We start from the raw sequence: 26,031 nt of genomic DNA, 5'->3' as shown, positions 1-26,031 counted from the left end.
CCGCCGCCTCGTCGCGACGCGGAAGGGCAACGAGGCGCACATGACCGGTACCGAGGACAAGCTCCGGGACTATCTCAAGCTGGTCACCGCTGACCTTCGTCGCACCCGGCAGCGGTTGCGCGACGTCGAGGCCCAGGACAGCGAGCCGATCGCGATCGTGGGCATGTCCTGCCGGTTCGCCGGCGGGATCGAGACGCCGGAGCAGCTCTGGCAGGTGCTCGTCGACGAGCGGGACACCGTGGGCGAGTTCCCCACCGACCGCGGCTGGGAACTGGACGGGTTCTTCCACGACGACCCCGACCACGCCGGTACCAGTTATGTGCGCGAGGCCGCCTTCCTGGAGGGCGCCAGCGGGTTCGACGCCGACTTCTTCGGCATCAGCCCGCGCGAGGCCCTCGCGATGGACCCGCAGCAGCGACTCGTGCTGGAACTGTGCTGGGAGGCGGTGGAACGGGCCCGGCTGGACCCGCACGGCCTGCGTGGCACCGACACCGCGGTGTTCGTCGGCGGCATCAGCATGGGCTACGGCATCCGCGGCACCCCGCCGGAGGAGGTCGAGGGCCAGCTCGCCACCGGCACCGCGGCCAGCGTCATCTCCGGCCGGGTCTCCTACCTGCTGGGGCTGCGCGGACCCGCGCTGACCGTGGACACCGCGTGTTCGTCCTCGCTGGTCGCGCTGCACCTGGCCGCGCAGGCGCTGCGCAGTGGTGAGGCCAAGCTGGCCCTGGTGGGTGGCGCGACCGTGCTGCCCAACTCCGGGCTGTTCGTGGAGTTCTCCCGGCAGCGCGGCCTGGCCGTGGACGGGCGCTGCAAGTCCTTCGCCGACGCCGCCGACGGCGTGGGCTGGGGCGAGGGCGGCGGTGTGCTGCTGCTGGAACGCCTCTCCGACGCCCAGCGCAACGGCCGCAAGATCCTCGCCGTGGTCCGCGGTTCCGCGGTCAACTCCGACGGCGCCAGCAGCTCGCTCACCGCACCCAACGGCCCGTCCCAGCAACGCGTCATCCAGGCCGCACTGGAAAGCGCCCAGCTCACCCCGGAGATGGTGGACGCCGTCGACGGGCACGGCACCGGCACCACCCTGGGCGACCCGATCGAGGCCGACGCGCTGCTCGCGGTCTACGGCCAGGGCCGCCCGGCCGACCGCCCGCTGCTGCTGGGCTCGGTCAAGTCCAACATCGGCCACACCCAGGCCGGCGCGGGTGTCGCGGGCATCATCAAGATGGCCCTGGCCATCGAGCACGGCGTGGTCCCGGCGACCCTGCACGTGGACGCGCCGACCACCCAGGTCGACTGGGGCGACGGACAGGTCCAGCTCGTCACCGAATCCCGCAGCTGGCCCGAGACCGACCGGCCGCGGCGTGCGGGTGTGTCCTCCTTCGGTATCTCCGGCACCAACGCGCACGTGATCATCGAGCAGGCCCCGCCGCCCGTCGAGCCCGAGGAAACCCCCGAAACCCCCGAGCCGGTCGTCTCCGGCCTGCCCGTGCCGTGGGTGGTCTCGGCCCGCTCGCTGGAGGGCCTGGACGCCCGCATCGACCAGCTCCGCGACCTGGCAGGCGACCCGGCCGACATCGGTTTCTCCTTGCTGGCCACCAGGGCCCGGTTCGACCACCGGGCAGTGATCCTCAACGGCCGTGAGCTGGCCAGGGGATCGGTCACCGGCGGCGGCACCGCGTACGTCTTCTCCGGCCAGGGCTCGCAGCGCCTGGGCATGGGACGCGAGCTGTACCAACGCCTCCCGGCCTTCGCCGCGGCCTTCGACGCGATCATCGCCGAACTCGGCGAGGGTGTCCGCGAGGTCATGTGGGGCGAGGACGCCGCCGCCCTGGACGAGACCGGCAACGCCCAGCCCGCCCTGTTCGCCCTTGAGGTCGCGCTGTTCCGCCTGCTCGAATCCTGGGGCGTGCGCCCGGATCGCGTGGTGGGCCACTCGATCGGTGAGCTGGCCGCGGCACACGTGGCCGGGATCCTGTCGCTGTCGGATGCCTGCAAGGTGGTCTCGGCCCGGGCGCGCCTGATGCAGGCACTGCCCACCGGTGGCGCGATGGCCTCACTGCCGGTGCCCGAGGCCGAAGTCCTGCCACTGCTGGACGACGACGTGTCCATCGCCGCGGTCAACGGCCCCAACGCCACCGTGGTCTCCGGCACCGAGGAAGCGGTCGAACGCCTGGCCGCGCGGTTCGAGCGGAGCAGGCGGCTGCGCACCAGTCACGCCTTCCACTCGCCGCTGATGGAACCCATGCTGGCCGACTTCGCCGAGGCCATCGTCGGAATCACCATTGGCAAGGCGGAAATCCCGGTCATCTCCACCGTCGGCCCGGTGCCCGACTTCGGCAGTCCCGGCTACTGGGTCCGCCAGGTCCGCGAACCGGTCCGCTTCGCCGACGCCATCGAAACCCTTGCCGCGGTAGGAACTGCTCGCCTGACCGAACTCGGGCCGGACGGTCGCCTGTGCGCCGCGGTCACCGAGATCGCCCCCAACCTGGCCGCCGCTCCGGTCCTGCGCCGCGACCGCCCCGAGGTGGACAGCGCCCTCGCCGGACTCGCCGCGCTCTACGTCACCGGCGCCCCGGTGGACTGGACGCCCTGGTGCGCCAACGGTTCCCCGGTCGACCTGCCCACCTACCCGTTCCAGCGCAAGCCGTACTGGGTGATCTGCCGCGAGGACGGCGGCGACGCCTCCGGCCTCGGCCAGGAGGTGGTCGGGCACCCACTGCTCGCCGCGCTGGTCAGCATGGCCGACGACAGCGGCGTGATCTTCACCGGCCGGGTCTCGGTCAACAGTCAGCCGTGGCTGGCCGATCACGTGGTCTCGGCGCGAACCCTGTTCCCCGGCACCGCTTTCCTCGAACTGGCCGGACGCGCGGGCGACGGCGTTGGCTGCGACCGGGTCGAAGAGCTGACCATGGTCACCCCGCTGATGCTGCCCGATCGCGGTGCGGTGCAGCTCCAGGTCTCGGTCGGCCCGGACAACTCCGGTCAGCGCGAGATCGCCATCCACTCCCGGCCGGAGAACTCCGTCGACGAGCCGTGGACCCTGCACGCCAGCGGTCTGCTCGCCAGCACCGGCCACACCGCCGAACCCGTCGACCCGACCTGGCCGCCCGAGGGCGCGGAACCCGTTGACATGGCGGTGTTCTACCCCTGGTTCACCGAACGCGGCTTCGACTACGGCCCCGAGTTCCGCGGCGTGCGCGCGGTGTGGCGGCGGCCCGGCGAGGTCTTCGCCGAGGTCGCCCTGCCGCAGGCCCGCGAGGCCGAGGCATTCGGCCTGCACCCCGCCCTGCTCGACGCCGCCGTCCAGGCTTCTTCGGTGCTTGGCCACGGGGTCGAGGCCCCCGGCCAGATGCCGTTCTCCTGGCAGGGCGTCACCCTGCACGCCGCCGGCGCCGCTGTGCTGCGGGTGCGGATCAGCCACTCCGGCGGCGCGACCATGCGCATCCAGGCCACCGACACCGCGGGCGACCCGGTGATCTCGGTGGACGCGCTGCTCATGCGCACCCTGCCCACCGCAGACACCGCGGGCCCCACCCTGGACCGCAACTCGCTGTTCGAGCTGGACTGGTCCCCGGTCACCGCGACCGCCTCAGGCGAACCCGTCACCATCGTGGGTGAGGACGTCCTCGAACTCCGCAACCGCCTTGCTGGTGCGGCCGAACTGCGCGTCGCGGGTTCGGTGGCCGAGGCCGGGGACAGCGCGGTGGTCAGCCTGGTCGGCACCGACGAACCCGCCTCCGCCCTCGAACTCACCAGCCAGGCCCTGGACCTCATCCAGCAGTGCCTGACCGCGAGCGCGGAAACCCGGCTCACCTTCGTCACCCACGGCGCGGTCACCGGCCAGGACCTGGCCGCCGCCGCGGTATGGGGCCTGGTGCGCGCCGCCCAGTCCGAACAGCCTGGCCGGTTCACCCTGATCGACCTGGACGAGGACTCCACCGGCGAGACCCTCGCCCAGGCCCTCGGCTCGGACGAACCCCAGCTCACCGTGCGGGACAACCAGCTCTCCGGGGCCCGGCTCAACCGGGTCGCCATCCCCGAACAGCCCGCGTTGTGGTCCGAGACCGGCACCGTGCTGATCACCGGTGGTCTCGGCGGCCTGGGCCGCCTGCTCGCCACCCACCTGGTCACCCAGCGCGGGGTGCGCGACCTGGTCCTGGTCAGCCGCCGCGGCCCGGCCGCCCCCGAAGCGGCCGAGGCCATCGCGGAACTCACCGAACTCGGCGCCGCGGTCCGGGTGCTCGCCTGCGACGTCTCCGACCGCACCGCTGTGGCGGATCTCGTCGCGCAGCTGCCGGAACTGACCGCGGTGGTGCACGCCGCCGGTGTGGTCGACGACGGCCTGATCGAGTCGCAGACCCCCGAGCGCCTGGCGAATGCCTTGCGCGCCAAGGCCGATGCCGCCTGGCACCTGCACGAGCTGACCCGCGACCGCGACCTCACCGCGTTTGTGCTGTTCTCCTCCGCCGCGGGCACCGTCGGTTCCGCGGGCCAGGGTAACTACTCCGCCGCCAACGCCTACCTCGACGCGCTGGCCCGGCACCGGCACGGCCTCGGCCTGCCCGCGGTGTCCCTGGCCTGGGGTGTCTGGGCCTCGGAAACCGGCATCACCGCCGGACGTTCCGACGTCGACCAGAAGCGCGCCGCCCGCGGTGGCATGCCCGCGCTCACCGACGAGCAGGGTCTCGCCCTGTTCGACGCCTCCCTGGCCGATCACCGCCCGGTACTCATGCCCGCCCGCCTCGACCTGGCCACCCTGCGCTCCCTCGGCAGGCCGCCACACCTGTTGCGCGCCTTGATCCGCACCTCCTCCCGGCGTGCTGCCGGTGCGGCTGCGGGGGCAGCGGGCGAGCTGGCCGGACGGCTGGCCGCACTGCCCGAGGCCGAGCGTTCCTCGACCTTGCTCAAGCTCACCCTGACCGCGGTCGCCGGTGTGCTCGGGCACGGTGAGGAGGTCGTGCTGGACCCCTCCCGGAACTTCAACGACCTCGGCTTCGACTCGCTCACCGCCGTCGAACTGCGTAACCGCCTCGGCGGCGACACTGGCATCCGCCTGCCGGCCACCCTGGTCTTCGACCACCCCAACGCGCTCAAGCTCACCGAGTTCCTGCTCGGCGAACTGCTCGGCGGCGCGGTCACCCCCACCCCGCAGCGACCGTCCACTGTGGTCCGTGCCGACGAGCCGATCGCCATCGTCGGCATGAGCTGCCGCTACCCGGGTGGTGTCGGCTCGCCGGATGACCTGTGGCGCGTGGTGCACGAGGGCGTGGACGCGATCAGCGAGTTCCCGGTCAACCGCGGCTGGGACATGGCCGCGTTGTTCGGCCGCGACTCCGACCTGCCCGGCACCTCCTACGTCCGGCACGGCGGCTTCCTGCACGACGCGGGCAAGTTCGACGCCGCGTTGTTCCGGATGAGCCCGCGGGACGCGCTCTCCACCGACGCCCAGCAACGCCTGCTCCTGGAGGCCACATGGGAGGCCCTGGAGCGGGCCGGGATGGACCCGACCTCCTTGCGCGGCAGTGCGACCGCGGTCTTCGCCGGTGTCATGTACACCGACTACGCGACCCTGCTCGGCGCCGATGAGTTCGAGGGCTTCCGCGGCAACGGCGGCTCGGCGGCCATCGCCTCCGGCCGGGTCGCCTACACCTTCGGCCTGGAAGGGCCGACCCTCACCGTCGACACCGCCTGCTCCTCCTCCCTTGTCGCAGTGCACCTGGCCGGACAGGCCCTGCGCAACGGCGAATGCGAACTGGCCCTCGCCGGTGGCGTGGCGATCATGGCGACCCCCGGCGCGTTCGTGGAGTTCTCCCGGCAGGGCGGGCTGTCCCCGGACGGCCGCTGCCGCTCCTACTCCGACACCGCCGACGGCGTGGCCTGGTCCGAAGGCGTCGGCATGCTCGTGCTGGAACGCCTCTCCGACGCCCGCCGCAACGGGCACCAGGTGCTCGGCCTGATCAAGGGCTCCGCGGTCAACTCCGACGGCGCCTCCAACGGCATGAGCGCCCCCAACGGCCCCGCCCAGCAACGCGTCATCCGGGCCGCGCTGGCCAGCGCCGGACTGTCCACTTCGGACGTCGACGTGGTCGAGGGTCACGGCACCGGCACCCCACTCGGCGACCCGATCGAGGCCGAAGCGGTGGTCGCCACCTACGGCCAGGACCGGGAAGAGCCACTGTTCCTCGGCTCGATCAAGTCCAACCTGGGCCACACCCAGGCCGCCGCGGGCGTCGCCGGGATCATCAAGATGGTCATGGCCATGCGGCACGGCCTGCTGCCCAGGACCCTGCACCTGGAAACCCCCTCCTCACACGTGGACTGGCAGGCGGGCGAGGTCGAGCTGCTGGCCGCGGAAACCCCGTGGCCGCAACTGGATCGCCCGCGCCGGGCCGCGGTCTCCTCCTTCGGCATCAGCGGCACCAACGCGCACGTCGTGCTCGAAGAACCGCCGCCCGCCCCAGAACCCGCGCCCACCCGGCACGAGGGCGTGCTGCCCTGGGTGCTCTCCGGCCAGACCGAGAACAGCGTGCGTGGCCTGGCCGAACGCCTGGCCGCGGCCGTCACCGACTTCCACCCGGCCGACGTCGGCCTGTCCCTGGCCGCCGGACGCGCCACCCTGCCGCACCGCGCGGTCGTCATCGGCTCGGACACCGAGGAACTCCTCGCCGGACTCCGCGCCCTCGCCGCCGGTGGGACCGGACCGGTCGTGGGCGAGGCCCCGGATGCCGGGCGTGCCATCGCCTTCGCCTTCCCCGGGCAGGGTGCGTACTGGACCGGCATGGGCGCGCAGCTGCTGGAGCAGTCGCCGGTCTTCGCCGAGGCCATGGCCCGCTGCGCGGCCGCGCTGGCCCCGCACCTGGACTTCTCCGTGCTCGATGTGTTGCGCGGCAAGGAAGGCGCACCCGGCCTGGACCGGATCGACGTGGCCCAGCCGACCATGTGGGCGGTCAGCGTCTCCCTCGCGGAACTCTGGCGCGCCCACGGCGTCCGCCCCTCCGCCGTGCTCGGCCACTCCCAGGGCGAGGTCGCCGCCGCCTGCATCGCTGGCGCACTGTCCCTTGAGGACGGTGCACTGGTCATCTCGGTGCGCAGCAAGGCCATCGCCGAGGAACTCTGCGGCCAGGGCTCGATGATCGCGGTCGCCCTGCCGCTGGCCCAGGTGCAGCCGCGCTTGGCCGACTTCGCCGACCGCCTGGGCATCGCCGCGGTCAACGGCCCCAACGCCACCGTGGTCTCCGGCGAGTACGCCGCCCTGGACGAACTCCGCGCCATCCTGGAGGCCGACGGCATCCGGGTCGGCTCGGTCGCCGGTGACTTCCCGGCCCACTCGGCCATGTTCGACCGCGTGCACGACCGCGTCCTGACCGCCCTCGCCGACCTCCAGCCGCGGACGTCCCTGGACGTGCCGATGCTGTCCACGGTCACGGGGGAGTGGATCGACCCGGCCGGGCTGACCGCCGAGTACTGGTTCCGCAACATGCGCGAGACCGTGCAGTTCGAGCCCGCCGTGCGCACCCTGCTCCGCCAGGGGCGCGGCCTGTTCATCGAGGTCAGCCCGCACCCGGTGCTGGTCCCCGGCATCTCCGGCACCATCGACGACACCGGCAGCAGCGCAGTGGTCGTGCCCACCCTGCGCCGGGACGACGGCGGCCTGGACCGCGTCTACCGCTCCCTCGCCCTGGCCAACGTGGCCGGCGCCCCGGTGGACTGGACCGGCTGCTACCCCGGCGCGCACCGGGTCGACCTGCCCACCTACGCCTTCGACCAGACCGAGTACTGGCCAGCCCCCTTCCGCGCCACCGGCGACGCCGCCTCGGTCGGCCTCAGCTCCACCGACCACCCGCTGCTCGGCGGCGCGGTCACCATCGCCGACACCGGCGCGCTGATGCTCACCGGCCGCCTGTCCCTGGACACCCACCCCTGGCTCGCCGACCACACGGTAGGCGACCAGGTCCTCTTCGCCGGGGCCGGATTCGTCGAACTCGCACTGCGCGCGGGCGACGAACTCGGCTGCGCCCAGCTGGCCGACCTCACCCTGGCCGCCCCGCTCATCCTGCCCGGCGCGGGCGCGGTGACCGTCCAGGTGCTCGTCGAGCCCGAGGAGTCCGGCCGCCGCCGCGTCACCATCCACTCCCGCGGTGACGACCAGGACGGCGACTGGATCCTGCACGCCAACGGCCTGTTCAGCGCCGAGGAAACCCCGGCCCAGCTCGGTTTCGACGCCACCGTCTGGCCGCCTGCCGACGCCGAACCCGTCGACCTGACCGGCTGCTACGACGAGTTCGCCACCCACGGTTTCCACTACGGCCCGGCCTTCCAGCGCCTGCACGCCCTGTGGCGGCACAACGGCGACCTGTACGCCGAGGTCACCCTGGACACCGAGGCCGACGGCTTCACCCTGCACCCGGCCCTGCTCGACGCCTCGCTGCACACCACGCTGGTCGGCGCGGCGGGCGGCAACCCGGACACCCTGCCATTCCAGTGGGACGGCGTGACCCTGCACGCCACCGGCGCGACCGCGCTGCGGGTGCGGGTCAGCCAGCCCGAGGCCGGTGCCCTGCGCATCGAGGCCGCCGACCCGGCCGGTGACCCGGTGCTGACCGTGTCCGCCCTGCGAATGCGCGAACGCGCCGCCGCCGCGACCCGGTCCCGCACGGACTCGCTGTACCGGCTCGGCTGGACCCCGGCAACGTCCACAGTGGACAACGACCCGGACACCACCCTGGTCCGGATCACCACCGGCGAGGACCCGCGCCAGGACGCGCACACCGAGACCGCCCGCGTGCTCGCCCTGCTGCAACAGCGGATCGCCGACGGCGGCCCGCGCCTGGTCTTCCTCACCCGCGGCGCGACCACCGGCGAAAACCCGGCCGCTGCGGCGATCTGGGGCCTGGTCCGCTCCGCGCAAGCCGAAAGCCCCGACGCCTTCGGCCTGCTCGACCTGGACACCACCATCCCGGCAGGCGACCTCACCCCGGCCGACCTGCCCGCCGGCGCGCTCGACCCGGCCGAACCCCAGCTGGCCCTGCGCGACGGCGTCCCGCACGCCGCCCGCCTGACCCGGATCACCCCCGCCGAGCAGCCGTTCACCTGGCCCACCGAGGGTTCGGTGCTGATCACCGGCGGCACCAGCGGACTCGGCGCGGTCATCGCGAAGCACCTGGCCGGGCAGGGCGTGGCCCGCCTGGTCCTGGCCAGCCGCCGGGGCGCGGCCGCCGAGGGTGTGACCGAACTGGTCGAGGAACTCGGCATCCCGGTCGAGGTCGTCGCCTGCGACCTGGCCGACCGGCAGGCCGTGCTCAACCTGGTCAACGGCATCCCCGACCTCACCGGTGTCGTGCACTCCGCGGGCGTGCTCGACGACGCCCTGATCCCCGCGCTCACCCCCGAGCGCCTGGCCACCGTGTTGCGCCCCAAGGTCGACGCGGCCTGGCACCTGCACGAGGCCACCAAGGACCGCGACCTGGCCGCGTTCGTGCTGTTCTCCTCGGCCGGTGGCCTGCTCGGCGCGCCGGGCCAGGCCAACTACGCCGCGGCCAACGCCTTCCTGGACGCCCTGGCCGCCCACCGGCACACCCTCGGCCTGCCCGCCCGCTCCATGGCCTGGGGCGGCTGGGCAACCGCGGGTATGGCAAGCCGTCTGGCCGAGGCCGACCGGGCCCGGCTGGCCCGCACCGGCACCCCACTCATGTCCACTGTGGACGGTCTCGCGCTGTTCGACCTCGCGCTGGCCGTGGACGAACCCTCGGTCGCGCCGATCCTGTTCGACCTGGCCGCGATCCGGTCCAGGGGCGAGATCCCCGCGGTCTTCCGCGGCCTGATCCGCCCCGGCAAGCGGGCCGCGCGTGGTCAGCAGCGGGTCAACGGCGGCCTGGCCGCCAAGCTCGCCGGACTGGGCAAGGACGAACGCCGGGTCCTGCTGGAAGACCTGGTGCGCGGGCGGATCGCCGGGGTGCTCGGCCACGACAGCGGCGCCTCGATCAAGCCCCAGCGTGCCCTGCAGGACCTCGGCCTGGACTCCCTGGCCGCGGTCGAACTGCGCAACCAGCTCGGCGCCGACACCGGCCTCAAACTGCCCGCCACCCTCGCCTTCGACCACCCCTCCGCCGCCGCCATCGCCGACTACCTGCTGGGCGAACTCGGCGTTGGTACGGACCGCCCGGTGCAGACCACCCAGGTCCGCGCCGTCGCCGGGGATCCGATCGCGGTGGTCGGCATGAGCTGCCGCTACCCGGGCGGGGTCAACTCGCCGGAAGACCTGTGGCACCTGGTCACCCACGGCGTGGACGCGGTCTCGGAGTTCCCGCCGGACCGCGGCTGGGACGTCGGCCGCCTCTACCACCCCGACCGCGAACACCCCGGCACCAGCTACACCCGCAACGGCGGCTTCCTGTTGCAGGCAGCCGAGTTCGACGCCGACTTCTTCGGCATCAGCCCGCGCGAGGCGGTCACCACCGACGTCCAGCAGCGCCTGCTCCTGGAGGTCACCTGGGAGGCCCTGGAACGCGCGGGCGTCGACCCGAGTTCGTTGCGCGGCAGCCGGACCGGCGTGTTCACCGGCGTGATGTACAACGACTACGCCATGCTCCTCGAAGGCCCCGAGTTCGACGGCTTCCGCGGCAACGGCAGCGCGGCCAGCATCGCCTCCGGCCGGGTCGCCTACGCCCTCGGCCTGGAGGGCCCCGCGGTCACCATCGACACCGCCTGCTCCTCCTCCCTGGTCGCGGTGCACCTGGCCGCCCAGGCCCTGCGTGCCGGTGAGGCCACCATCGCGGTGGCCGGTGGTGTCACCGTGATGTCCACCCCGGGCGCGTTCCTGGAGTTCTCCCGCCAGGGCGGACTCTCCGAGGACGGCCGCTGCAAGGCCTACGGCGACGGCGCGGACGGCGTCGGCTGGTCCGAAGGCGTCGGCATGCTCGTGCTCGAACGCCTCTCCGACGCCCAGCGCAACGGCCACCAGATCCTGGCTGTGCTCAAGGGATCCGCGGTCAACTCCGACGGTGCCAGCAACGGCCTCACCGCCCCCAACGGCCCGTCCCAGCAACGCGTCATCCACCAGGCGCTCTCCGCCGCCGGACTGTCCACTTCGGACGTCGACGCGGTGGAAGGCCACGGCACCGGCACCCCGCTCGGCGACCCGATCGAAGCCCAGGCCCTGCTCGCCACCTACGGCCAGGACCGGCCGGAGGGACGGCCGCTGCTGCTCGGCTCGATCAAGTCCAACCTGGGCCACACCCAGGCCGCGGCCGGCGTCGCGGGCATGATCAAGATGATCCAGGCCATGGCACACGGCGTGCTGCCGCGCACCCTGCACGCCGACACCGCCTCCACCAAGGTCGACTGGACCGCGGGCGAGGTCGAACTGCTCACCGAGCAAACCACCTGGCCAGAGGTCAACCGCCCGCGCCGGGTCGGCGTCTCCTCCTTCGGCATCAGCGGCACCAACGCGCACGTCATCCTGGAACAGCCCCCGGTCAAACCCAAGCGCGCCAAGGAAACCCCGGCGCACAAGGTCCCGTGGCTGGTCTCCGCCCAGTCCCCGCCCGCCCTGGACGCCGTGATCGAGCAAACCCGCGTCCTGGACGGCGACCCGGTCGACATCGGCTACTCCCTGGCCACCACCAGGGCCCTGTTCGACCACCGCGCCGTGCTCCTGGACGGCGTGGAACTGGCCCGCGGCGTGGCCACCGAGGACGGCCGCACCGCCTACGTGTTCTCCGGCCAGGGCTCGCAACGCCTGGGCATGGGTCGCGGCCTGTACGAGCGCCACCCGGCCTTCGCGACCGCCTTCGACGCGGTGATCGCCGAGTTCGGCGAGGAGCTGCGCGCGGTCATGTGGGGCGAGGACGCCGAGCAGCTCAACGACACCCGCTGGGCCCAGCCCGCCCTGTTCGCCCTGGAAGTCGCCGCCTACCGACTGGTCGAATCCTGGGGCCAGCGCCCCGACTACCTGGTCGGGCACTCGATCGGCGAGATCGCCGCCGCGCACGTCAGCGGCATCCTCTCCCTCTCCGACGCCTGCACCCTGGTGAGTGCCCGCGCCCGGCTGATGGCCGACCTGCCCGCGGGCGGCGTCATGATCGCCGTGCAGGCCCCCGAGGCCGAGGTCCGGCCGCTGCTCACCGACCAGGTGGCCATCGCCGCGATCAACCGCCCGGACAGCGTGGTGCTCTCCGGCGCGGCCGAGGCGGTCACCGCCCTCGCCGACCAACTCGCCGAAGCGGGCCACCGGACCCGGAAGCTGGCCGTCAGCCACGCCTTCCACTCCCCGCTGATGGACCCGATGCTCACCCAGTTCACCGCAGCCATCGACGGAATGTCCTTCGGTGAAGCCACCATCCCGGTCGTCTCCACCCTGACCGGCAAGCTCGCCGAAGCCGACGAGCTGCGCACCACCGGCTACTGGGCCGAGCAGGTCCGCGGCTGCGTGCGCTTCGCCGACGCGGTCGCCACCCTCGGCGAACTCGGCGTGCGCGCGGTGCTCGAACTCGGCCCCGACGGCCAGCTCTCCGCCGCCGCGAGTGATGTGCTGCCAACGGGTTCGGTCGCCGCCCCGGTGCTGCGGCCGGACACCGATGAAGCGGAAGCCGTGCTGCGCGGCCTGGCCGCCCTGCACGTCGGCGGCGCCCGGATCGACTGGACCACGTTGCTGGCCGGTGGATCCACGGTCGACCTGCCCACCTACCCGTTCCAGCACCGCCGCTACTGGCCCGCGCCCGGCCCCGGCCGCGGTGAGGCCACCGCACTCGGCCTGGAGGTCACCCGGCACCCGCTGCTCGCGGCGAGCACCGGCCTGGCCGCCACCGGCGAGGTCCTGCTCAGCGGCAGGCTGTCCCCGGTCGCGCACCCGTGGCTGCCCGATCACGAGGTCAACGGCCGGATCCTGTTCCCCGGCGCGGGTTTTGTCGAACTCGCCTTCCGGGCAGGCGACCTGGTCGGCTGCGACCTGGTCGAGGAACTCACCATGGCCGCCGCCCTGCCGGTGCCCGCCGACGGCGCGGTCAACCTGCAGGTGGTCGTCGGCGCATCGGATGATCGCGGCAACCGCCCGATCACCATCCACTCCCGCCCGGCCGACACCGAGGACGAACCGTGGACCCGGCACGCCAGCGGCCAGCTGGCCCCCGCACCCACCACCGAGTCCACTGACTTCGACACCGCGGTCTGGCCGCCCGAAGGCAGCCAGCCGGTCGATCTGGCCGACTGCTACGAGGAATTCGCCCGCCGCGGCTTCGGCTACGGCCCGGCCTTCCAGGGCCTGACCGCACTCTGGCAGCGCGGCACCGAGTTGTTCGCCGAGGTCACCCTGGCCGAGGACAGCCAGGCGGGCTACGGCCTGCACCCGGCCCTGCTCGACGCCACCCTGCACGCCCTGATCGCCGCAGGCGAAGGCGGCCGCCCGCGGCTGCCGTTCTCCTGGGAACGCGTCCGCCTGCACGCCTCCGGCGCCCAGCAGCTGCGTGCCCGCCTGGCCCCCAGCGCGGGCAACCCCGACGCCGTCACCATCCACGCGGTAGACACCGACGGCCTGCCCGTGGTAACCGTCGAGGCCCTGCTCACCAGGGAGGCCGACCCGGCTGAGGGTGTCCAGCTCGGCGACGCGCTGTTCACCCTGGACTGGACCCCGCTCCAGGCGAACACCGCGCCACAGCCGGAAACCAGCATCGCCGTGGCCGAGTTCACCGGCACCCCCGGCGACCTGCCTGGCTCCGCGCTGACCCTCACCACCGCGGCCCTCGCCCTGCTCCAGCAGCACTCGGCAGCCGCCGAACCGCTGATCATCCTCACCCGCGGCGCGACCACGGGCGCCGACCCGGCCGCCGCCGCGGTCTGGGGCCTGGTCCGCAGCGCCCAGTCCGAACACCCCGGCCTGTTCCGCCTGATCGACCTCGACCAGGCCGACACCCCGCCCGCCGCCGCCCTCACCTCCGACGAACCCCAGCTCGTGGTGCGCGGCACCGACATCCTGGCCGGACGCCTGGCCAGAGCGCCCAAGCCCGAGCCCCGACCGATCGGTTGGGACGGCACCGTGCTGGTCACCGGCGGCGTCGACGGCCTCGGCCGCCTGGTCGCCCGCCGCCTGGCCGACACCCACGGCATCCGCAGCCTGGTCCTGGCCAGCCGCCGCGGCCCGGACACCCCGGGTGCGGCCGAACTGCTCGCCGAACTCACCGAACTCGGCGCCACCGCCCGGATCGTGGCCTGCGACGTCGCCGACCGGGACGCGATCACCAGCCTGGTCAACGACATCGGCGACCTCACCGCGGTGGTGCACTGCGCCGGAGTACTCGACGACGGCGTGATCGACTCGCTCACCCCGGACCGCCTGGCCAAGGCCCTCGGCGCCAAGGCGGACGCCGCCTGGCACCTGCACGAGGCCACCAAGGACCGTGACCTCACCGCGTTCGTGCTCTTCTCCTCCCTCGCCGGCACCATGGGCGCGGCCGGACAGGGCAACTACGCGGCCGCCAACGCCTTCGTCGACGCCCTGGCCCGCCACCGCCAGGCTGACGGCCTGCCAGCCATCGCGCTCGGCTGGGGCGGCTGGGCACCCGAAACCGGCATGACCGCAAGGCTGTCCACCGCCGAACGCGACCGCCTGGAACAGACCGGACTGCCGCTGCTGCCAGTCGAGCAGGCCCTCGGCCTCTTCGACGCCGCGCTCACCAGGGACGAGCCGGTGCTGCTGCCGGTCCGCCTCAACCTGGCCGCCCTGCGCGCCCAGGCCGAGCTGCCCCCGGTGCTGCACCACCTCGTCACCCCGCGTCGCAGCAACCGGCGCACGGCAAAGGCTTCGGCCACCGCGACCGGCCTGATCGAACGCCTCGGCAAGCTCAGCCCGGCCGACCGGCACGAGGTCCTGGAGGAGATGGTCCGCACCAGGGTCGCCGCGGTGCTCGCACACGACGGCGCGCACCTGATCGACCCGGACCGCTCCTTCGCCGAACTCGGCTTCGACTCGCTCACCGCGGTCGAACTGCGCAACCAGCTCACCGCCGAACTCGGCCTGCGCCTGCCGGCCACCCTGGTCTTCGACTACCCGTCGGCCACCGTGCTCACCCGGCACCTCCTCGACGAACTGCTCGGCGCGGCCGACGCCCCCGCCACCAAGGTCCGCACCAGCGCGGCCAACGACGAACCCATCGCGATCGTCGGCATCGGCTGCCGCTTCCCGGGCGGCGTCAACTCGCCGGAAGACCTGTGGAAGCTGCTCAGCGCCGGCCGGGACGCCACCTCGGACTTCCCCAGGGACCGCGGCTGGGACCTGGACTCGCTCATCGGCCGGGAAGCCGGGGCCGCCGGTGCCTCGATCACCGGGCGCGGCGGGTTCATGGCCGACGTGGCCGGGTTCGACGCCGAGTTCTTCGGCATGAGCCCACGCGAGGCCCTGGCCACCGACGCCCAGCACCGCCTGCTCCTGGAAGCCAGCTGGGAAGCCCTGGAACGAGCCGGGATCGACCCGGCCAACCTGCGCGGCAGCGACACCGGGGTCTTCGCCGGGATCATGTACGCCGACTACGGCAGCATGCTCACCGCCGATGAGTTCGAGGGCTTCCGCGGTAGCGGCAACGCACCCAGCGTCGCCTCCGGCCGGATCTCCTACATCCTCGGCCTGGAAGGCCCCGCGGTCACCGTCGACACGGCCTGCTCCTCCTCCCTGGTCGCCCTGCACTGGGCCGCCCAGGCGCTGCGGGCGGGGGAGTGCTCGCTGGTGCTCGCCGGTGGCGCGACCGTGCTGGCCACCCCCGGCGCGTTCGTGGAGTTCACCCGGCAGAACGGGCTCGCCCCCGACGGCCGGTGCAAGTCCTACTCCGACACCGCCGACGGCGTGGCCTGGGCCGAAGGCGTCGGCATGCTCGTGCTCGAACGCCTCTCCGACGCCCAGCGCAACGGCCACCAGATCCTCGCGGTCGTCAAGGGCTCGGCGATCAACTCCGACGGCGCCTCCAACGGCCTCACCGCCCCCAACGGCCCGTCCCAGCAACGCGTCATCCGCCAGGCACTGGCCAGCGCCGGACTGTCCACTTCGGACGTCGACGCGGTCGAGGGCCACGGCACCGGCACCACCCTCGGCGACCCGATCGAGGCCCAGGCGCTGCTCGCCACCTACGGCCAGGACCGGGACACCCCGCTGCTGCTCGGCTCGGTCAAGTCCAACCTGGGCCACACCCAGGCCGCCGCGGGCGTCGCCGGTGTGATCAAGATGGTGCTGGCCATCCAGCACGGCGAACTGCCGCCCACAGTCAACCTGGACAGCCCCTCCACCGAGGTTGACTGGACCGAGGGCCGGATCGAACTGCTCGCCGAGACCACCCCCTGGCCGCAGGTCGACCGGCCCCGGCGCGGTGCGGTGTCCTCCTTCGGCATCAGCGGCACCAACGCGCACGTGGTCCTCGAACAAGCCCCCGACCGACCGGTCGGTAGGCGTGCCCAAACGGGTGTGGTCCCGTGGCTGCTCTCCGCTCGCGGGGAGCACGCCCTGCGCGCCCAGGCCGGTCGCCTGCTCGCCCAGCTCCGCACCGGCGAGGTCAACCCGGCCGACCTCGGCTACTCCCTGGCCACCGGCCGCTCGGCGTTCCGGCACCGGGCTGCCGTGCTGGCCGACCCGACCGACCTGTCCACCGCCCGCGCCGCGCTGACCGCGCTCGCCGAGGGCAAGACCGCCCCCGGCCTGGTACTCGGCTCACCCGCCGGTGGCCGCACCGCGTTCGTCTTCTCCGGCCAGGGCTCGCAACGCCTGGGCATGGGCCGGGACCTGCACGCCCGCTACCCGGCCTTCGCCACCGCCTTCGACGCGGTGCTCAGCGAGTTCGGCGACGACCTGCGCGCGGTGATGTGGGGCGAGGACGCCACCCCGCTCAACGACACCCGCTGGACCCAACCGGCCCTGTTCGCCTTCGAGGTCGCGCTGTTCCGCCTGTTCGAGTCCTGGGGCGCCCGCCCCGACTACCTGGCCGGGCACTCCATCGGCGAACTGGCCGCCGCGCACGTCAGCGGCGCGCTCTCGCTCTCCGACGCCTGCACCTTGGTCAGCGCCCGCGCCCGCTTGATGGCCAACCTGCCGGTCGGTGGCGTGATGATCGCGGTCCGGGCCACCGAGGCGGAGGTGCTGCCGCTGCTCACCGACCAGGTGTCGGTCGCCGCGGTCAACGCCCCCGGCTCACTGGTGCTGGCCGGGGCCGAGGCCGAGGTGCTCGCCATCGCGGAAACCCTTGCCGCGCAAGGCCGGGACACCAAACGCCTGACCGTCAGCCACGCCTTCCACTCCCCGCTGATGGAGCCGATGCTGGCCGAGTTCGCCGCGGCCATCGACGGCATCACCGTCAGCGAACCGACCATCCCGCTGGTTTCCGCGCTGACCGGTACCCGGGTGGGCGCGGACGAGCTGGGCGATCCGGACTTCTGGGTGCGGCACGTGCGCCAGACCGTCCGCTTCGCCGACACCGTGGCCGCCCTGCGCGAGGCAGGCAGCCAGGTCTTCCTCGAACTCGGCCCGCGCGCCGGACTCAAGTCGGCCCTGCTGGAGAACCTGGAACAGGACGGTGAACAGGCCGGTCTGGTGGTCGCCACCGGCGGCGCCGACCTGGACGAGGTCACCGCCAGCCTGACCGCGCTGTCCGCCCTGCACTGCTGGGGCCGGACCGTGCGCTGGCCGGAACTGTTCACCGGCGCCAACCTGGTGGACCTGCCGACCTACGCCTTCCAGCACGAGCGCTACTGGCCGCAGGCGAGCCAGGCGCCTACCAACCGGTCGGGAGAGGCGGGCGCGTTCGGCCTGGCCGAATCGGCCCACCCACTGCTCGGCGCGGTGGCCGAGTTCGCCGACGGCCGCGGCGCGCTGTTCGCCAGCAGGCTCTCCCTGCGCACCCAGCCCTGGCTGGCCGATCACGCGGTGCTCGGCCGGGTCCTGTTCCCCGGCACCGGCCTGGCCGAACTGGCCATCTGGGCGGGCAACCGGATCGGCTGCGGCAGGCTGGTCGACCTGACCCTGTCCGCCCCGCTGCTGCTGCCGGCCGAGGGCGCGGTGCAGGTGCAGGTCCGGGTCGGCGAGGCCACCGAGGCGGGCGAACGCGAGGTCACCATCCACTCCCGCCCCGAGGGCGAGGACGAACAGTGGACCCTCAACGCCAGCGGCGCCCTCGATGACCAGCTCGCCCGCCCGACCGAACTCACCGAGGCCTGGCCCCCGGCCGGTGCCGAGGCGGTCGACCTGACCGGCTGCTACGACGCGCTCACCGACGCCGGTTTCGGCTACGGCCCGGCCTTCCGTGGCCTGCGCGCGCTGTGGCGGCACGAGGAGGAGCTGTACGCCGAGGTCGCCCTGCACGCCGATTTCGCCGAGCAGGCAACGGCTTTCGGCCTGCACCCGGCCCTGCTGGACTCGGCCCTGCACGCGGCCATGGTCGCCGCCGCCGGTACCGGTGAGGCCGCCGTCCCGCACACCTGGGAGGGCGTCACCGTGCACCGCACGGGAGCCAACGCCCTGCGGGTCAAGCTGACCCGCACCGAACAAGGGCTGACCCTGCTGGCGTCCGATGTGGACGGTCAGCCAGTGGCCACAGTGGACACTCTCCGGGTCCGCCCGGTCTCCACCGAACAGCTCGCCGCCGCCGACCGCGCCCAGGACGCCCTGTTCCACCTGGCCTGGACCCCGGCCCACACCACCGCACTGCTGCCGGACTGGACCGAGATCACCTCGCTCGACGAACTCGACGTCCCGCCGCCGCTGGTCCTGTTGCGCTGCAACGCCACCAGCGGTGACCTGGCCGCCGCCGCGCACGACCGGCTCGGCGCGACCCTGGCCGTGGTGCAGCAGTGGCTGGCCGAGGAGCGCTTCGCCGCCTCCCGCCTGGTCCTGGTCACCCGCAAGGCCATCGGCGCCGAACCGGAAGACGTCGGCGGCGCGGCGATCTGGGGCCTGATCCGCTCGGCCCAGCACGAGCAGCCCGGCCGCTTCGGCCTGCTCGACCTGGACCAGGACGACATCCCCGAATCCGCCCTCGCCCTCCTGGAAGAGGAACCGCAGGTGCTCGTCCGCGGCAGCCGCACCCTGGCCGCCCGCCTGCACCGGCTCCCGGTCCAGCAGGACACCGGCACCAAGTGGGACCCGGACCGCACGGTCGTCATCACCGGCGGCACCGGCGGCCTGGGCAAGGTCGTGGCCCGCCACCTGGTCACCCGGCACGGCATCCGCCACCTGCTCCTGCTCAGCCGCAGCGGTGACGCGGCAGCTGGCGCGACCGAGCTGGCCGCCGAACTCGCCACCCACGGCGCCACCGCACAACTCCGGGCCTGCGACGTCGGCGACCGCGAAGCCATCGCGGCCGCCCTGGCCGAGGTGCCGGCCGAACACGCCATCCAGGCCGTGGTGCACGCCGCCGGTGTGCTCGACGACGGCGTGATCACCGGCCTGACCCCGGACGCGCTCACCCCGGTGCTGCGCCCCAAGGTCGACGCCGCCTGGCACCTGCACGAGCTGACCCAGCACCTGGACCTGACCGCGTTCGTGCTGTTCTCCTCGGTCGCCGGCGTCTTCGGCAACGGCGGCCAGGCCAGCTACGCCGCCGCCAACAGCTTCATCGACGCCCTGGCCCAGCACCGCCGCGCCCAGGGCCTGCCGGCCACCTCCATCGCCTGGGGCCCCTGGTCCCTGGACGACGGCATGGTCAGCACCGCCGAAGCAGCCCGCATGCGCCGCCTCGGCGTCCTGCCGCTGTCCGCCGAGGAAGGCATGGCCCTCTTCGACGGCCTCCCGGCAGGCCCCGAAGCCGTCCCCGTCCCGCTCCGCCTGGACCTGGCCTCCATCCGCTCCTCCGGCCAGGTCCCGCCCCTGCTCCGCGCCCTGGTCCGCAGCTCGGACCAGCGCGGCGCGGTCGGCGACCCGGCAGCCGACTTCCTGGCCAAGCTCGCCGAAGCCCCGGTGACCCAGCGCCACGAGGTCGTCGTGGACCTGGTCCGTGACCAGGCCGCCGCCGTCCTCGGCCACGCCGACCCCTCCGCCGTCGGCCGCGACCGCCGCTTCCAGGAACTCGGCTTCGACTCCCTCACCACCGTCGAACTCCGCAACCGCCTGGGCGCGGCACTGGGCCGCCGCCTCCCGGTCTCGCTGCTCTTCGACCACCCCACCCCGGAGGTCCTCGCCGACTACCTGCTCCCACTGCTGGCCCCCGCCGAGTCCGACCCCGCCACCGATGTCCTGCGCCAGCTCGACAAACTCGGCGCCGAACTCGCCGCCCTGGCCACCGACGACACCCTCCGCCAGCAGATCACCGGCAAACTCGACCTGCTGCTCTCCGGCTGGAGCGCCAAGAACGGCGCCGACAACGGCGAGGTCGACTTCGAGGCAGCCACCGACGAGGAGCTGTTCGACCTGCTGGACAACGAGTGGGAGAAGCCGTGATCCAGGGAAACACTGCGCGTTTCCGCGTTGCGGAGGTAGCAGAGTGAAGATCGGCCGGTACGGGGAGGAACCACGGCGCAACGCCGGGTCCGTGCGGGTCACCCAGTAAGACCCCGTGGGCTGGGACCGGGTGCAATGTCGCCCCGGCCCCAGCCCACGACCATGTCAGCCGTGCGGCCCGCCACTCACATAAAGCACCTGCCCCGTAACAAAATCCGCGTCCTCGGCCGCGAAGAACAACACCGCTCGCGCGATGTCGTGCGGCGTCCCGATCCGCCCCCGCGGAATCGACTTCGCCTGCACCTCCAGGTGCTCCTCCAGGGTCCGCCCAGCCCGAGCCGCACTCACCGTGGTCATCGCGGTCTGCACCACCCCCGGTCCCACCGCGTTCACCGTGATCCCGAACGGCGCGAGATCCAGCGCCGCCGCCCGGGTCAGCCCCTCCAGCCCGGCCTTGGCCGCCACGTAGTTGACCCGCTCGTCGTCCCCGAGCGCGGAAATGCTGGAAATATTGACAATCCGCCCCCACTCCGCCGCCCGCATGCCCGGCGCAGTGGCCTTGAGCAACAGGAAACTGCCCCGCAAATGCGTGTCCAGCACCGAATCCCAGTCGGCGAGCGGCATGTCCAAGACCGGGTTGTCCCTGGCGAACCCAGCGTTGTTTACCAGGATGCCCACCGGCCCCCACGCCGCCGTCACCTCGCCAACCGCCCGGTCGACACCGCCGGGATCACTGATGTCAGCCGACACCGCCAACGCCGACCCACCGGCCGCCCGGATCTCCTCGACCACCCCGGCGGCGCCCTCGGCCACCCGATCCAGCACCGCGACCCGATGCCCCAGACCCGCCAACGCCCGCGCGATACCCGCGCCAATACCGGAACCACCGCCGGTGACCACCGCAACTCGTGACTGCATGCCCGCATCCTGCGGACGGCTAGCCGGCCACCACCAAACATTTAGCTGGAACTGTCTCTGTCCACGAGCTATCCGCCCCGGTTTCGGGCAGCATGGGTCGGGAACACGACACCGGTGGGGGAGTCCGATGATGTTTGTTCGTGTGGTTGCGGCCGTGTGCGCCCTGCTGCTCCTGATCACGCCGAGCCAGGCCGCCGCGGCCCCCGATCCACTGCGGGAGGCGGTTCAGCGCGACACCACCGCCCTGGTCGCCACCGGCGTCATCGGCGCCCAGTACCGCGTCACCCGCGGCGGCGAGTCCTTCCCGGTCGGCGCGGGCACCACCCGGCGCGGCGGCAACCAGCCGGTCCCACTGGACGGCCGATTCCGCATCGGCAGCATCACCAAGACCTTCGTCGCCACCACCACCCTGCAACTGGCCGGCGAGGGCCGCCTGGACCTGGACGACCCGGTGTCCCGCCACCTGCCCGGCCTGCTGCCCTATCCCGAGGTCATCACGGTCCGGAACCTGTTGCAGCACACCAGCGGCCTCTGGGACCACATCACCCTGATCGGCGAGTCCCCCCAGCTCTTCATGGACCGCCGCTTCGACCACCGCGCACCCCTGGACGCCGTGCGGGCGGCCACCCAACGCCCACTGGAACACCCACCAGGCGCCAAATTCGCCTACAGCAACACCGGCTACGAGGTCCTGGCCCTGCTCATCGAAAAGACCACCGGCCGCCCCTGGACCGAGGAGATCCGCCGCCGAATCCTGCAACCCCTGCGCCTGTCCAACACCCGCATGCCCAGCGACCACCCGTTCCTGGACGGCCCCCACGCCCACGGCTACCTCAGGGTCGACGGCCGGATCCACGACGTCACCACACACAACCCCACCGTCTGGGGCGCCGGCGGCGGCATGACCTCCACCACCGCCGACCTGGACCGCTTCTTCACCGCCCTGCTCGGCGGCCGCCTGCTGGCCCCCGCCCAACAAACCGAACTGACCCGCACCACCCCGGTCAGCGAAGGCTGGGGCCTGGGGCTGCGCAGCCTGGACTTCCCCTGCGGCATCAAGGTCTGGGGGCACACCGGTGGGCTGTTCGGGTATCTGAGCCTCGCCTTCAGCACGGCTGACGGGAGCAGGCGGGTGATCGGGTCAGTCACCACGGTGGATACGGAGGCTGACGGGGAGGCGTATCTCAAGGTGGTGCTGACCGCGATGTGCGGCTGAGGCCGGTCAGCGCATGCGGACCAGGTTGGTCAGGTCCAGGGTGATCGGGAACGGCACCGGGCGGCTGAGCTGGTCCCGGAAGATGCCGACCGGCAGATAGCTGCTGGTCACCTTGTCCAGCTCGTAGACGTGCACGACCGGCTTGAGTTCGTGCTCCTCGATGAGCCAGTAGTGCGGGATGCCCGCCGCGGCGTACTTGCCGGGTTTCACCGTGTTGTCCCGGTGCGCGGATTCCGGCGACACGACCTCCACCACGAGCAGCACGTCCTCAGGCGCGAACCAGGTGACGTTCCGCTCGGCGCGGCGAGTGTGTTCGCGAGCGCCGAGACCGTGCGCGAATGCCAGCGTTGCTGCGGCGAGAGCCGGAAGACAAGCGCCCCATCGAGCAGCTCGGTGTGCCTCGGCGCTTCCGGCAACTGATCGAGGTCGTCCGCGAACCAGCCCTCGGCACGCGGAGGGCGCATCCAGTCCGGCAGTGCGGTCACGGGCCGAATCTAGCGGTCGCCGTCTCCGCCGCCTGGGCGCGCCGGGCACGCCCAAATCAGTTGGCCGTCCATCCCAGAGCTGGAATCCTTGGCCGGTCCAGGGGGGAGGACGCATGGCTGTGTTCGCGTGCGCGTTATGCGACGCCGTACTGACCAACCCGGTATCGCGCATCGCGCTCCCGGTGCACACCCAACTCCGCTACCAACACACCCTGCTGCCCCCACTCATGGACCCGGGCACCTACGCCGTCGACCCAGAACCCTCCGGCCCACCCTGGCGGCGCTGGCACGAGATCGGGGACGACGCGGCGGCAGCACGCGGCGTGTTCGCCCCGACCCACGCCCTCTCCTGCGGCGAACCGGGCGCGATCATCCTCGCGCCGGGTGACACCCGCGGCATGGTCCTGATCCCCGACCGGCTGGGCGGCGACTGCATGGGGCTGGCCGGGAACGACGGCCCCAACCTGGCCTGCGAGCGCTGCGGACAACCGGTGGCCACCCGCATCGACGACTGCGAGTACTGGCAGGAGGCCCGGCTCACCCCGAGCGCGGTGCGTCAACTGCCCATCGCCGGGCCCGCGGACCGACCGACCGGTTGGACGGAACTGGTGGCGGCGAGTGAGCCCTTCCCGCCAATCGATCTCTCCGGCCAGTGCGACCTGCGCTGGGAGGCGGCGACCGGGATGACGCTGGCCTTGCTCCTGGCCGCATCAGGCGGCGCACCCGTCACCGTCCCCGACGGCCTGCTCGCCGATCTCTTCCGCCGCCCGCTCGACGCCCTGCTCCCACCAGGCCCACCGGCCAAGCGGGCAACCCTCGCCGGCCCCGGCCTGCCCACCTCCAACGCGGACATCGCCCTGGTGCCACGCCACCCCCAGACCGGCGAGCCATGGCAGCCGCAGAACACCGCGATCCCCGTGCCGCTGGCAATCGAGGTGTGGCTGCACATCGCCTTCCACCCCGAACGGCGGCCGATACCGGTCAGCGGCGGCCTGCCCGACGGCGTCCTGCGGGACGACCCGCTGCCGCCGCACCCATCCGGTCCGACCCACCCTGACCTGGACGTATTCCGGCACACCCTGGCCCGACTGCCCGCCGTCCGCGAGCCGTGGCTGCGCCGGATCTACGAGCCGATGCGGGAGCAGCCGTACTCACTTCCGTTCTAGCCTGGCCGCAATCCCGTCGCCGCAGGTGAAAGTTGATACCGGATGCTGGACTACGGCCTGGACCTGTCCACTGTGGACCGCGCCATCGCGCTGCCCGACCTGGTGGCCGAAGGCGACGACCTGGACGCCCTGATCTCCGCGACCCCCGACTGGTCCCAGCCCACCCCGGCCGCGGGCTGGACCATCGCCCACCAGATCGCGCACCTGGCCATCGCCGACGAGAACGTGCTCACCGCCATCCGCACCCCGGAGGCCTTCGACCTCGTCCTCAAGCAGGCCGAAGCCGCGGGCAGTGACCACGCCGACCTCGACGCCGCCGCGGGCGCCGCCACCCCGCGAGCAGAACTGCTGGAACGCTGGCGCACCGGCCGAACCGAGCTGGCCACCGCCCTCCGCGACCTCCCCCTGGACCACGCGTTCCCCTGGTTCGGCTCGCAGCTCACCGCCACCCTCATGGTCCCGCTCCGCCTGATGGAGACCTGGGCGCACGGCCAGGACATCTTGGACACGCTGGGTGTCACCCGCCTACCGACCGGTCGGTTGCGGCACATCGCCGCGCTGGGTGTAGTCGGCCGAGAACTGTCGTTCTACGCCGCCCAGCTACCCACCCCACCTGCGCCGTTCCGCGTCGAACTGACCGGTCCCGATGGCGAAACCTGGACCTGGGGCCCCGCCGACGCCGACCAGGTGGTCGGGGGCAGTGCGCTGGACTTCTGCCTGCGGGTCACCCACCGCAGGTCACTGGACCAGACCAGACTCACCGCGGTCGGTCCGGACGCGCGGAAGTGGCTGGAGATCGCACGCGTGTTCCTGTGAGGGAGTCGCGCCTTGTTCTCGAGCGGGGAGTGAGAAATTCACGATCTTCACGTGAGGGTTTCCACTGTTCATGCTTGAGTCTTGGCGATTAAGGTTTACCCGTCATGCTTGAGCGTGATTCAGGGTTGGCGATTATGTGATGGGCGCTATTAGCGTCGGGGGTTTGAAACACATGAGGGTCAGATTGTGGCGAACAAGTGTCGGGTTATTGTGTGGGATCTTGGCGCTGACTGGAGTTAATGGGGTCGCATCCGCCGGTTCGGCTGACGGCATCCCCGCAGACGCGGCTGCGGCCTTGGCAAGACTGAAGAACACGGGTGACTTGTCGGTCAAGGATCGTCGGGTGTTGCTGAAATATCCTGCGATCGCCGCACAGGTCGCTGACCCTGACAGAAAGGTCACGGTCGAGACGAAAACAAGGCGAGCCACCGACGCTGATCCTCTGGCGGCTCAGGGGTATGTGGCTCGCGCTGCTGGCGTCAACTGCTGGATCAATGACCACTGGGTTACCAGCTACACGTTGCTGGGAAATGTTTTTTACAAGTTTCACCAAAGGGCTGATCACTGCGAGGACGGATCGAACGTCACCTCGGTGCACAACCGATACCGTTACCTGAGCGAAGTGGACGGCCTTGCGTACGATCGAGGAGACTCCGCCAACTCGGTTGGGGGCACTCCGTCGGCCTATGTTGAATCCTTCATGCAAGGTAAAATCGAGAATTGCGTCCTTAAGTACGGGTGCTTGAAAATGGAATATCCCTGGGTGAAGCTGACCTTCAGAGGTGGCAATGGTTCTCGGGTCGAGTCGTCTGGTGGTATCAACTAGCCGGTACGCTGAGGCTGGGCCTTTCGGTAAGGAGTGCCCGTGTCCCTCTTGAGGCGTGTGCTGCGCATAGTTGGCGTTTTCGCGGTGACGGTTATCATTATCGCGATGGTTCTCTCGGCATTCGGCAACATTGGTACTGTGGAGCTGGTCGCAATAACCGTGGTTGCGTTGGGCGCGACAGTGTGGTATGCCCTGCGGGTTGACCG

Annotated in this window: 7 protein-coding genes; 5 read left to right on the top strand and 2 right to left on the bottom strand. The window is 72.1% G+C overall.

Features of this window, described 5'->3' with window-relative positions:
- Nucleotides 1-40: 40 nt before the first annotated feature.
- A complete protein-coding gene (locus HNR67_RS31690) occupies nucleotides 41-20,398 on the top strand; it encodes a type I polyketide synthase (protein ID WP_185005830.1) in 20,358 nt (6,785 codons plus the stop codon).
- A gap of 165 nt (nucleotides 20,399-20,563) precedes the next feature.
- Here HNR67_RS31690 and HNR67_RS31685 read toward each other — a convergent pair whose 3' ends face one another.
- A complete protein-coding gene (locus HNR67_RS31685) occupies nucleotides 20,564-21,316 on the bottom strand; it encodes an SDR family NAD(P)-dependent oxidoreductase (RefSeq protein WP_185005829.1) in 753 nt (250 codons plus the stop codon).
- A gap of 127 nt (nucleotides 21,317-21,443) precedes the next feature.
- Between HNR67_RS31685 and HNR67_RS31680 the strand changes: the two genes are divergently transcribed.
- Nucleotides 21,444-22,532 carry a serine hydrolase domain-containing protein gene (locus HNR67_RS31680; RefSeq protein WP_185005828.1) on the top strand — a complete coding sequence of 363 codons (1,089 nt, stop codon included), beginning with the start codon at nucleotides 21,444-21,446 and terminating at the stop codon, nucleotides 22,530-22,532.
- Between the two features lie 6 nt (nucleotides 22,533-22,538).
- On the opposite strand, the gene HNR67_RS31675 is transcribed toward HNR67_RS31680, so the two are convergent.
- Complete coding sequence (locus HNR67_RS31675) at nucleotides 22,539-23,132, bottom strand: Uma2 family endonuclease (RefSeq protein WP_221490126.1); 594 nt, start codon at nucleotides 23,130-23,132, stop codon at nucleotides 22,539-22,541.
- On the opposite strand from HNR67_RS31675, the gene HNR67_RS31670 reads away from it, so the two are divergent.
- The 3 genes from HNR67_RS31670 to HNR67_RS31660 all read left to right on the top strand — a co-directional run bounded on the left by HNR67_RS31670 (nucleotide 23,131) and on the right by HNR67_RS31660 (nucleotide 25,825).
- On the top strand, nucleotides 23,131-24,183 hold the full coding sequence (locus tag HNR67_RS31670; protein ID WP_185005827.1) for a hypothetical protein: 1,053 nt from the start codon (nucleotides 23,131-23,133) through the stop codon (nucleotides 24,181-24,183). The genes HNR67_RS31675 and HNR67_RS31670 overlap by 2 nt on opposite strands.
- A 42-nt stretch (nucleotides 24,184-24,225) precedes the next feature.
- A complete protein-coding gene (locus tag HNR67_RS31665; protein WP_185005826.1) occupies nucleotides 24,226-24,999 on the top strand; it encodes a TIGR03084 family metal-binding protein in 774 nt (257 codons plus the stop codon).
- A 220-nt stretch (nucleotides 25,000-25,219) separates the two neighbouring features.
- Nucleotides 25,220-25,825 (top strand): hypothetical protein, encoded by a 606-nt coding sequence (locus HNR67_RS31660; RefSeq protein ID WP_185005825.1) that lies wholly within the window; start codon nucleotides 25,220-25,222, stop codon nucleotides 25,823-25,825.
- Nucleotides 25,826-26,031: the final 206 nt, after the last annotated feature.

Origin of the sequence: Crossiella cryophila, from assembly GCF_014204915.1 — a bacterium.
GTDB lineage: Bacteria > Actinomycetota > Actinomycetes > Mycobacteriales > Pseudonocardiaceae > Crossiella > Crossiella cryophila.
The sequence above is the reverse complement of the archived record's forward strand: the minus strand, read 5'-3'. Positions and strand labels throughout refer to the sequence as shown.